This is a genomic window from Fibrobacter sp., assembly GCA_024399065.1.
Lineage (GTDB): Bacteria > Fibrobacterota > Fibrobacteria > Fibrobacterales > Fibrobacteraceae > Fibrobacter.
On record JAKSIB010000062.1, the window covers coordinates 1 to 10,888 of the forward strand.

Below are 10,888 nucleotides of genomic sequence, written 5' to 3' on the forward strand. Positions count from 1 at the left end.
TGGACAATTCCAACCAAACACCACAGCAGACAGCAGAAAACATTCTGAACGCTAGGAAGCCGGTATGATTGTTACATATAAGGGGAAGAAAAATTTCTTTTAGGTACTTGCTTTCCTAAAACTGATGTGATACAATGATTTAATCCAGAAAAGGAGTAAAAAATATGCGGCAAGGTATTCTTAAATAAAACTATAATCAAATAGTGGGAACAAAGGATTATGATAGTCCCTTTTGTAGGGGCTTGGTTTTTTGTACCCAATTTAAGAATACTTTTGCCTTATCAATTTTGACATATTCACAAAACAGCAATCACAAATAGGTGTATGCTGTATATGTGTATGTCCGCAAATTATAATCCCCAGTGGTAAAAGTATTTTACTGCTGGGGATTTTTATGCCCTTTGGGGCTGTAAAGGGAGGACAATCACATGAAAATAATCAATATTGGAATTCTTGCCCATGTAGACGCTGGAAAGACGACCTTGACGGAGAGCCTGCTATATGCCAGCGGAGCCATTTCAGAACCGGGGAGCGTCGAAAAAGGGACAACGAGGACGGACACCATGTTTTTGGAGCGGCAGCGTGGGATTACCATTCAAGCGGCAGTCACTTCCTTCCAGTGGCACAGATGTAAAGTTAACATTGTGGATACGCCCGGCCACATGGATTTTTTGGCGGAGGTGTACCGCTCTTTGGCTGTTTTAGATGGGGCCATCTTGGTGATCTCCGCTAAAGATGGCGTGCAGGCCCAGACCCGTATTCTGTTCCATGCCCTGCGGAAAATGAACATTCCCACCGTTATCTTTATCAACAAGATCGACCAGGCTGGCGTTGATTTGCAGAGCGTGGTTCAGTCTGTTCGGGATAAGCTCTCCGCCGATATTATCATCAAGCAGACGGTGTCGCTGTCCCCGGAAATAGTCCTGGAGGAAAATACCGACATAGAAGCATGGGATGCGGTCATCGAAAATAACGATGAATTATTGGAAAAGTATATCGCAGGAGAACCAATCAGCCGGGAAAAACTTGCGCGGGAGGAACAGCAGCGGGTTCAAGACGCCTCCCTGTTCCCAGTCTATCATGGCAGCGCCAAAAATGGCCTTGGCATTCAACCGTTGATGGATGCGGTGACAGGGCTGTTCCAACCGATTGGGGAACAGGGGGGCGCCGCCCTATGCGGCAGCGTTTTCAAGGTTGAGTACACCGATTGCGGCCAGCGGCGTGTCTATCTACGGTTATACAGCGGAACGCTGCGCCTGCGGGATACGGTGGCCCTGGCCGGGAGAGAAAAGCTGAAAATCACAGAGATGCGTATTCCATCCAAAGGGGAAATTGTTCGGACAGACACCGCTTATCAGGGTGAAATTGTTATCCTTCCCAGCGACAGCGTGAGGTTAAACGATGTATTAGGGGACCAAACCCGGCTCCCTCGTAAAAGGTGGCGCGAGGACCCCCTCCCCATGCTGCGGACGACGATTGCGCCGAAAACGGCAGCGCAAAGAGAACGGCTGCTGGACGCTCTTACGCAACTTGCGGATACTGACCCGCTTTTGCGTTGCGAAGTGGATTCCATCACCCATGAGATCATTCTTTCTTTTTTGGGCCGGGTGCAGTTGGAGGTTGTTTCCGCTTTGCTGTCGGAAAAATACAAGCTTGAAACAGTGGTAAAGGAACCCTCCGTCATTTATATGGAGCGGCCGCTCAAAGCAGCCAGCCACACCATCCATATCGAGGTGCCGCCCAACCCGTTTTGGGCATCCATAGGACTGTCTGTTACACCACTCTCGCTTGGCTCCGGTGTACAATACGAGAGCCGGGTTTCGCTGGGATACTTGAACCAGAGTTTTCAAAACGCTGTCAGGGATGGTATCCGTTACGGGCTGGAGCAGGGCTTGTTCGGCTGGAACGTAACGGACTGTAAGATTTGCTTTGAATACGGGCTTTATTACAGTCCGGTCAGCACGCCGGCGGACTTCCGCTCATTGGCCCCGATTGTATTGGAACAGGCATTGAAGGAATCGGGGACGCAGCTGCTGGAACCTTATCTCTCCTTCATCCTCTATGCGCCCCAGGAATACCTTTCCAGGGCTTATCATGATGCACCGAAATACTGTGCCACCATCGAAACGGCCCAGGTAAAAAAGGATGAAGTTGTCTTTACTGGCGAGATTCCCGCCCGCTGTATACAGGCATACCGTACTGATCTGGCCTTTTACACCAACGGGCGGAGCGTATGCCTTACAGAGCTGAAAGGATATCAGGCCGCTGTCGGTCAGCCGGTCATCCAGCCCCGCCGTCCAAACAGCCGCCTGGACAAGGTGCGCCATATGTTTCAGAAGGTAATGTAAAGATACATAATCGTCAAGACGGCAACAATCAGAAGTTATGGAGGGTAACAATGGAATATAGTAAGGAAGATTTAATGGAAGCAAAAAAGCAAATTTGGGGAGTGGGAGAGAACATGGGAACAGAGGAAAGTAAAAAAATCTGGGAGGAGAACGCACAATTTTGGGATAATGCAATGGGTGACGAATCTAATGAATTTCACAGAGAGGTAGTGCGTCCCAAAGTAACGGAACTTCTATCTCCTAATCCTGCGGATTACATTTTGGATATTGCGTGTGGCAATGGAAATTATTCTTCGTATCTTGCACAAAGAGGCGCTTCGGTTGTCGCTTTTGATTACAGCAAAAAAATGATAGAATTGGCTAAAAGACGGCAATCACAATATGCAAAACAAATTGAATTTTGTGTGGCGGATGCGACCGATAGAAAAAGTATATTAGAATTAAAAAGAAATCGAGCCTTTACGAAAGCAGTTTCTAATATGGCAATTATGGATATTACGGATATTGAACCACTTCTTATGGCTGTTTATGAACTGTTGCAGGAAAGCGGAATTTTTGTCTTTGCAACGCAACACCCTTGTTTTGTCACGTTGACTGAAAAATATATGACACCGCACAGTTACTATGATATAGCGATTGAAGGGCAACCGAAAGAGCAGATTTATTATCATCGTTCCATACAAGATATTTTTAACCTTTGTTTTAGAGCTGGATTTGTCATTGATGGATTTTATGAAGAATGTTTTAAAACCAACAAAGAAATTCCTATGGTAATGATAGTAAGGCTTAAGAAGGTAAAACGTGATAGCTTAAAATAAATTCAAGTTTGTCGGGTAAATAGCAAACCCAGCCGAGCCAGTCAACGGTCAAGATGAACGGCGCATATGCGCAGCCGTTGACAGCCCCGCCCGCCTTTGCTGGTAGGCAATCAAGGGGCGACAGCAAGAAGTGCCACCGCCCCGCACTATTATTCAGAAAGGGGAATTTCCATGACCGACCAGATAGCCTATCAAGAATATATCCAGCGCAGGTACAACGCCTTTTGCAAGACTGTTATCCGCTGTGCCGCCTTGGACAAGATTTTGAAGCTTAAACGGCAATGGGAACGGCAAGTTTCCCTTGACTATCTGATGAACGAGAAGTTTGTCCAGTTTGCCGCGTCGGAGCCGGACGAGGAATACCCATTTACCGTCTGCGGTCAGACCGTCCTGCTCTGCAACGCCGCCCTTGCCGACGCGATCTCTGTTTTGCCGGAGCAGACGCGGGAAGAAATCCTGCGCTATTACTTTCTGCGCCAGCCGCAGCGCGTGATCGGCGCGTGTATTGGCCGGTCACGCAGCACAGCGGGGCGGCATATCCAGCTTGCCTTGCAGCGGCTACGCGAAGAAATGGGGGTGAGCCGGTATGAGTAGACTTCTCCCCTATGAAACAATCCTCAAAGCCCGTGAGGGCGACCCAGAAGCCGTGAACGCTGTCCTGCTCCACTACGCCGGATATATCCGCTATTTCTCAAAAGTGAACGGGCAGGTCAACGCCGAGGTGGAGGACTATGTAAAGCAGCGGTTAATTGACTGTCAATTCAAGTTCCGGCTTGACGAACCACCGGACAAGTCATAAAAACTGAATACCAGCCGCCACCGACGCGGCCAGCGAAAGCAGTAAGTCTTGAAAAAGATTTACTGCTTTTTTTGTTGTCCGGCTCCGCTCCCGGCCATTTTGCCCCCTGCCGGTTGTAGTAGTAAGCGAGGAGGGAATTTTTCTGCCCTGGTGTTTGGCATTTGGAGCATTTACCCGTAGTAGAGGGCAAAGAGAAAGGATTTCTCCAACACCGGGTAGAAACCACTGCGTCCGGTGTCATTTTAGCGAAAGCGGGCAGGAATGCCCTTTACAGGATTAGTAGTAGCAGAAAAAGAGAAACAAACTTTTGTGGTTGCAGTTTTCCAAAAAAGTGGCGGACGGAAGTGAGAGAAAGTTTGCAGTCACGGAGAGCAAGTTTCTACCACGGTGCCAAAATCCGCAATTCTGCAGTTTTGCCCCTCGCGGGAAACTTGTTGGGGAGTGCCTTCCCCAAACCCTGCTCATGCGCCCTTACGGGCGAGAAAGGAGGTCACACCATGCGAAAGAAATACAACACGCCCCACCGCAGCCGCGTTGTGAAAACCCGGCTGTCCGAAGATGAGTATGCCGACTTCACAGCGCGGCTTGCGCCCTATGGTATCAGCCAGTCCGAATTTCTCCGGCAGGCGATACGGCGGGCGACCATACGCCCGGTTGTCCATGTGTCGTCGGTCAATGACGAGTTGCTTTCCGCTGTCGGGAAGCTGACAGCCGAGTACGGCAGGATCGGCGGCAACCTCAATCAGATTGCCCGGTATCTGAACGAATACGGCGTACCCTACAACACCCTTTCCGGCGAGGTACGCGCCGCCATATCCGACCTTGCCGTCCTCAAGTATGAAGTCCTCAAGAAAGTAGGTGACGCGGTTGGCAACACTCAAGCATATCAACTCTAAAAACGCCGACTACGGAGCCGCCGAGCAATATCTTCTCTTTGAGCATGACGAGTTTACCATGAAGCCCGTCCTTGATGAAACCGGCAGGCTTATCCCCCGCGAGGACTACCGGCTGTCCACGCTGAACTGCGACGGGGAGGATTTTGCCGTTGCGTGTATGCGGGCCAATCTCCGCTATCAGAAAAACCAGCGGCGGGAAGATGTGAAAAGCCACCACTACATCATCAGCTTTGACCCGCGGGACGGGCCGGACAACGGCCTGACCGTAGACCGGGCGCAGGCGTTGGGGGAACAATTCTGTAAAGAGCATTTTCCCGGCCACCAGGCCCTTGTCTGCACCCACCCGGACGGGCATAACCACAGCGGCAACATTCATGTGCATATCGTCATAAACAGCCTGCGGATTGAGGAAGTGCCGTTCCTGCCCTACATGGACAGGCCGGCCGATACGAAAGTCGGCTGCAAGCACCGATGTACCGACGCTGCCCTGCGCTACTTCAAATCCGAAGTCATGGAGATGTGCCACCGGGAGGGGCTTTATCAAATCGACCTCTTGAACGGCAGCAAGAACCGCGTCACCGACCGGGAGTATTGGGCGCAGAAAAAGGGACAGGCCGCGCTGGACAAGCAGAACGCCCCCATGATTGCCGATAGTATCACGCCCCGGCAGACCAAGTTTGAAACGAACAAGGAGAAGCTGCGGCAGACCCTACGGAAAGCCCTTGCCACCGCCGCCAGCTTTGACGAGTTTTCCTCTCTGTTGCTGCAGGAGGGTGTGACCGTCAAGGAGAGCCGGGGGCGGCTTTCCTACCTCACGCCGGACAGGACAAAGCCAATTACCGCCCGGAAGCTGGGCGACGATTTTGACCGCGCCGCTGTCTTTGCCGTTTTAGAGCAAAACGCCGCCAGAGCAGCCGAAGCGCCAGCCAGATCCCCCGATCCCCCACGCACCATAAAAGACCGCTTGCAGGTTGCCAGAGCCGAGATAGCCGCCCCGAAACAGGACGGAGTGCAGCGGCTTGTGGACATTGAGCAGAAAATGGCCGAGGGCAAAGGCCGGGGCTATGAACGCTGGGCGAAGATACACAATCTGAAGCAGGCCGCCAAAACGCTGTCCGTCTACCAGCAATACGGCTTTACTTCCCCGGAGCAGTTAGAAGCCGCCGTTGACACCGCCTATCAGAAAATGCGCCAGACCAGCGGCGAACTGAAAGCACTGGAAACGAAGCTGCAAGGGAAAAAGAAGTTGCAGCGGCAGGTGTTGGCCTACGCCCAGACCAAGGCCGCCCGCGACGGGCTGCGGGCACAGAAATCCGAGAAAGCCCGCGCCGCATACCGGCAGGCCCATGAGAGCGATTTTATCATAGCCGACGCAGCAGCCCGGTATTTCAAGGCGCATGGCATTACCAAGCTGCCCGCCCGGAAAGCGTTGCAGGCCGAGATCGAGCAGCTTATCTCCGAGAAAGACGGCCTGTATAACACCTATCACGAACAGAAACAGCGGTTCAAGGAGTTGCAGACCGTCAAGCGGAACATCGACCAGATTTTGCGCCGGGACGAGCCGCACCGCAGAAAGGAGCAGAGCCATGAGCGATAACCTGCCCCACATGGACTACCGCCAGCACCGGCGGGCGCGGCGGCTGGTACATGAGTGCTGTAACTACGATGAGGGGAACTGCCTGCTATTGGACGACGGGGAGCCTTGCGTGTGCGTCCAGAGCATTTCCTTTTCCCTCATGTGCCACTGGTTCCGTGTGGCTGTCCTGCCCCTTGACGGGGAGCTGGCCGCAGCCCTCTTGTGCCGGGGAAGCCGGAAACGGTGTGCCGTCTGCGGGGCGGCCTTTGTCCCCAAATCCAACCGGGGAAAATACTGCCCCGACTGCGCCGGGCGCATGAAGAAAATCAAAGCCGCCGAGAGAAAGCGGAAACAAAGGCAGAGATGTCACGCTTTAGAGCCTTTCAAACCCGCATAAATCAAGGCTTTTTTCGTGGGTGTCAAAGGGTACGCGATACATTTATCCTTTTCCCCCGGAAACGGCGTTTTAATGCGTGACAATACGCCAAAATCAACCCGAACACAGGGAGGTGATCCTATCGCTGATTATATCAGGGCAGACACGCGGCTGCCCGCCTATCTGCCGTATCCCCGTTTCCTGCTGAAAATGGAGATTTCACAGACCGCCAAGCTGCTGTATTCGCTGCTGTTAGACCGTTCCACCCTCTCCCAGAAAAACAAGTGGCTGGACGACGAGGGCAGGATTTATATTATCTATCCCATCGCGGAGATAGCAGAAATACTGGATAAAGGCAGCACCACCATCAAGGGGGCGCTTAATGAACTGGACACGGCGGGGCTGTTGGAACGGGAACGGGGCGGCTTCTCCGCACCGAACCGGCTTTATGTCAAAGTACCGCCAGTGCCACAGGTACAGTTTTCAGACCAACTGATGGCCGGAAGTCCGCCCCTCATAGAGCCGGAAAACCGTCCTACTGATGGTCAGAAAACCGACCTTATGATGGTCGGAAAACCGTCCCCTAACCAAACTACTATAAACAACCTTACAGAGAGCCAAACAAAGGGAGTGAGTGGGGGGCCGTCCGCGCCCTATGGCCGATATGGAAATATTTTTCTGTCACAGACCGAATACGACGAGTTGCAGGCAGAGTACCCTGACAGGCTGGAACGGTTCATCGAGGAAATGAGCCGCTACCTTGCCGCCAACGGGAAAAGCTACCAGAACTATGCCGCCGCCCTGCGGATATGGGCGGGGAACGACAAAAAGGAAGCCCCTAAAAAGGGCATACCAGACTACTCATGCAAGGAGGGCGAGAGTTTATGAAGAATGAAATCAACGCGGTTTTGGAGAATATGACGACCACCATCCCGGAGCCGGAGGACTACACCGGCGAGGACGGTTTACTGTACTGCGGCAAGTGCCGCAAGCCGAAAGAAGCCTATTTTGCGCCGGATAAGGCCGCTATCTTCGGGCGCGACCGCCACCCGGCAGAGTGCGACTGCCAGAGAACCGCCCGCGAGGAACGGGAAGCCGCCGAAAAGCGGCGCAGACACCTTGACACCGTGGAAGAACTGAAACGCCGGGGCTTTACCGACCCCACCATGCGGGACTGGACTTTCGAGAACGACAACGGCAGGAACCCGCAGACCGGGCTTGCCCGCCGGTATGTGGAGCATTGGGAAGATATGCGGACAGACAATATCGGCTGCCTGTTCTGGGGCGGCGTAGGCACCGGCAAAAGCTACCTTGCAGGCTGTATCGCAAACGCCCTCATGGAGAAAGAAATCCCCGTCCGCATGACGAACTTTGCTCTTATCCTCAATGACCTTGCCGCCAGCTTTGAGGGGCGCAACGAGTACATTTCCCGCCTTTGTCGTTATCCGCTGCTGATCCTTGACGACTTCGGCATGGAACGCGGGACGGAATACGGGCTGGAACAGGTGTTCAATGTGATTGACAGCCGTTACCGCAGCGGCAAGCCGCTGATCGTCACGACCAACCTTACGCTGGACGACCTGCACAACCCGGAGGACACCGCCCATTCCCGGATTTATGACCGCCTGCTTTCCATGTGCGTCCCGGTACGCTTTACCGGCGACAACTTCCGGCAGGAAACCGCCAAGCGGAAAATGGAGAGCATGAAGAAACTGATTACCGACTGAAAGGAGTATTGCCTATGGCAGATAACAAGCAGCACGACACCCGCACCACCCGCCGCCCTGACTGTGTGACGGAAATCCGCATGGGCAATTCCGTCCTTGTCGTGTCCGGCTATTTCAAGAAAGACACCACAACCACAGCCGCCGACAAAATGGCGCGGGTACTGGAAGCGGAAGCCGCTGCTACACAGGAGCCGACTTATCCGGCGTGAACCGGGGCATGGAAAAGCGGCCATGCCAGGGAGCATGACCGCTGGAACGAAAATCGGAAGTGCTTTAGCAATTCTTAATCTCATTCTCTATAAAATAATTTGCAATTTCAAAGGCTTTTATTCTTCTCTTTGCCAATGTGATTTGTGATTTATAACGCTCGGAATTATCCTTTGATTCAAATGTTTTTACTGTTTCTCTTAGCTTGTGCAGAGTTGAATCAATTTGCCTTTTGGCCGCGGTTAATTCATCTATTGTATACTTCATGTTTTCTCCTTTAACTTCTGATTTTTTTGTTAAATCAGAGTATACCACGGAGTTATGAACTTTTCTACTGCAAATATGGGACGACAACCCATACCATAAAAATCGGAAAATTGAAAAGCTGTAAAGAAGCAAATTTAACGCTTTTGCCGCTGTACAGCCCCCGCCGTTCCGTGGTACAATGAAACCACGGAATAGTGGGGCTGGCTGTCGGAAACGGAGGATTTTATGTTAAGACAAGCCACCCAAAACCTCATTACCGCCCTTTATCCGAGATTGTCCCACGAGGATGAATTGCAAGGCGAGAGTAATTCCATATCGAACCAAAAAAGGATACTCGAAACCTACGCAAAACAGAACGGCTTTACCAATCTGCGCTGGTACACCGACGACGGTTTTTCCGGCGCGAACTTCCAGCGGCCCGGATTTCAAGCCATGCTTGCGGACATTGAAGCCGGGAAAGTGGGTACGGTCATCGTCAAGGACATGAGCCGGTTAGGGCGAAACTACTTGCAGGTAGGGTTTTACACGGAAATGCTGTTCCCTCAAAAGGGTGTGCGTTTTATCGCTGTCAACGATAATGTGGACAGTGCCAGCGAGGGCATGGACAACGATTTTACCCCGCTGCGAAATCTGTTCAATGAATGGCTGGTGAGAGATACGAGCAAGAAAATCAAGGCAGTGAAAAAGTCAAAAGGCATGAGCGGCAAGCCTGTTACCAGCAAGCCGGTTTACGGCTATGTGATGGACGAGGACGAGAATTTTATTATAGACGAGGAAGCCGCCCCGGTGGTGCAGCAGATTTACCAGCTTTGCCTTGCCGGGAACGGCCCGACCAAGATTGCCCGTATGCTGACGGAGCAGCAAATCCCCACGCCGGGGACGCTGGAATATCAGCGGACAGGCAGCACCCGCCGTTATCACCCAGGCTATGAGTGCAAATGGGCGACCAACACCGTCGTTCATATCCTCGAAAACCGAGAGTACACCGGATGTCTGGTGAACTTCAAAACGGAAAAGCCTTCTTATAAGGTCAAGCACAGCATAGAGAACCCCGTCGAGAAGCAGGCCATTTTCGAGAACCACCATGAGCCGATCATCGACAAGGAAACATGGGAACGGGTGCAGGAGTTACGCAAACAGCGCAAACGCCCGAACCGCTACGATGAAGTGGGGCTGTTCTCCGGGATTTTGTTCTGCGCCGACTGCGGCCATGTGCTGTATCAGCAGCGGTATCAGAACAAAGACCGCAAACAGGACTGCTACATCTGCGGCAGCTACAAGAAGCGCACCCGCAACTGTACGGCGCACTTTATCCGCACCGATCTGTTGACCGCTGGTGTCCTGGCAAATCTCCGGCAAGTGACCGAATACGCAGCCAAGCATGAGAGCCGGTTTGTGAAACTACTTGTCCAGCAGAACGAGATCGGCGGCAAGCGAAAGACCGCCGCAGCCATCAAGCAGCTTGAACAGGCGCAGGAACGCATTTCTGAAATCAGCCGCATTATCAAGCGGCTGTATGAGGACAATGTAAACGGCAAAATCAGCGATGAGCGTTTCATGGAACTGTCGGCTGACTACGAAGCCGAGCAAGCGGAGCTGAAAAAGAGAGCCGCCGCCCTGCAAGCCGAACTGGACAAGTCACAGGCAGCTACCGTCAACGCCGAGAAATTTATGGGCATTGTCCGCAAGCACCTTGCCTTTGAAGAACTGACCCCCACTCTCTTGCGGGAAATGATCGAGAAAATTGTGGTGCATGAGTGCAGCTATGATGAGAACGGCACCCGCAGGCAGGACATTGAGATTTATTACAGCTTTGTCGGCAAGATTGACTTGCCCGAATAACCGCCCGACCTATCCGACACAATGGCCAAGTG

12 protein-coding genes are annotated in these 10,888 nt (G+C 52.4%); 11 read left to right on the forward strand and 1 reads right to left on the reverse strand.

The window, feature by feature from the left end:
- Positions 1-428: 428 nt before the first annotated feature.
- From tet(W) to MJZ25_15935, 10 genes are all read left to right on the forward strand, one after another.
- On the forward strand, positions 429-2,348 hold the full coding sequence (gene tet(W), locus MJZ25_15890) for a tetracycline resistance ribosomal protection protein Tet(W) (protein ID MCQ2125655.1): 1,920 nt from the start codon (positions 429-431) through the stop codon (positions 2,346-2,348).
- 50 nt (positions 2,349-2,398) lie between these two features.
- Positions 2,399-3,166 (forward strand): class I SAM-dependent methyltransferase, encoded by a 768-nt coding sequence (locus MJZ25_15895; GenBank protein ID MCQ2125656.1) that lies wholly within the window; start codon positions 2,399-2,401, stop codon positions 3,164-3,166.
- A gap of 171 nt (positions 3,167-3,337) precedes the next feature.
- Positions 3,338-3,760 (forward strand): sigma-70 family RNA polymerase sigma factor, encoded by a 423-nt coding sequence (locus MJZ25_15900; protein MCQ2125657.1) that lies wholly within the window; start codon positions 3,338-3,340, stop codon positions 3,758-3,760.
- Entirely contained in the window at positions 3,753-3,965 is a 213-nt protein-coding gene (locus MJZ25_15905) for a helix-turn-helix domain-containing protein (protein MCQ2125658.1), read from the forward strand. Before MJZ25_15900 ends, MJZ25_15905 begins: the two co-directional genes overlap by 8 nt.
- Before the next feature lie 497 nt (positions 3,966-4,462).
- Positions 4,463-4,861 carry a plasmid mobilization relaxosome protein MobC gene (mobC, locus tag MJZ25_15910; protein ID MCQ2125659.1) on the forward strand — a complete coding sequence of 133 codons (399 nt, stop codon included), beginning with the start codon at positions 4,463-4,465 and terminating at the stop codon, positions 4,859-4,861.
- Positions 4,824-6,458, forward strand: coding sequence for a relaxase/mobilization nuclease domain-containing protein (locus MJZ25_15915; GenBank protein MCQ2125660.1), 1,635 nt, complete (start codon positions 4,824-4,826; stop codon positions 6,456-6,458). Before mobC ends, MJZ25_15915 begins: the two co-directional genes overlap by 38 nt.
- A complete protein-coding gene (locus tag MJZ25_15920) occupies positions 6,448-6,834 on the forward strand; it encodes a cysteine-rich VLP domain-containing protein (GenBank protein ID MCQ2125661.1) in 387 nt (128 codons plus the stop codon). Before MJZ25_15915 ends, MJZ25_15920 begins: the two co-directional genes overlap by 11 nt.
- A 72-nt stretch (positions 6,835-6,906) precedes the next feature.
- Positions 6,907-7,701 carry a replication initiator protein A gene (locus MJZ25_15925; GenBank protein ID MCQ2125662.1) on the forward strand — a complete coding sequence of 265 codons (795 nt, stop codon included), beginning with the start codon at positions 6,907-6,909 and terminating at the stop codon, positions 7,699-7,701.
- On the forward strand, positions 7,698-8,540 hold the full coding sequence (locus MJZ25_15930) for an ATP-binding protein (protein ID MCQ2125663.1): 843 nt from the start codon (positions 7,698-7,700) through the stop codon (positions 8,538-8,540). Before MJZ25_15925 ends, MJZ25_15930 begins: the two co-directional genes overlap by 4 nt.
- A gap of 14 nt (positions 8,541-8,554) precedes the next feature.
- A complete protein-coding gene (locus MJZ25_15935; protein MCQ2125664.1) occupies positions 8,555-8,749 on the forward strand; it encodes a transposon-encoded TnpW family protein in 195 nt (64 codons plus the stop codon).
- A gap of 64 nt (positions 8,750-8,813) precedes the next feature.
- Here the strand turns inward: MJZ25_15935 and MJZ25_15940 are convergent, their stop codons facing one another.
- Complete coding sequence (locus tag MJZ25_15940; protein ID MCQ2125665.1) at positions 8,814-9,014, reverse strand: hypothetical protein; 201 nt, start codon at positions 9,012-9,014, stop codon at positions 8,814-8,816.
- Between the two features lie 225 nt (positions 9,015-9,239).
- On the opposite strand from MJZ25_15940, the gene MJZ25_15945 reads away from it, so the two are divergent.
- The gene (locus MJZ25_15945; GenBank protein MCQ2125666.1) at positions 9,240-10,856 is read left to right on the forward strand and encodes a recombinase family protein; all 1,617 of its coding nucleotides are present in this window, start codon (positions 9,240-9,242) and stop codon (positions 10,854-10,856) included.
- The last annotated feature ends 32 nt before the right edge of the window (positions 10,857-10,888 follow it).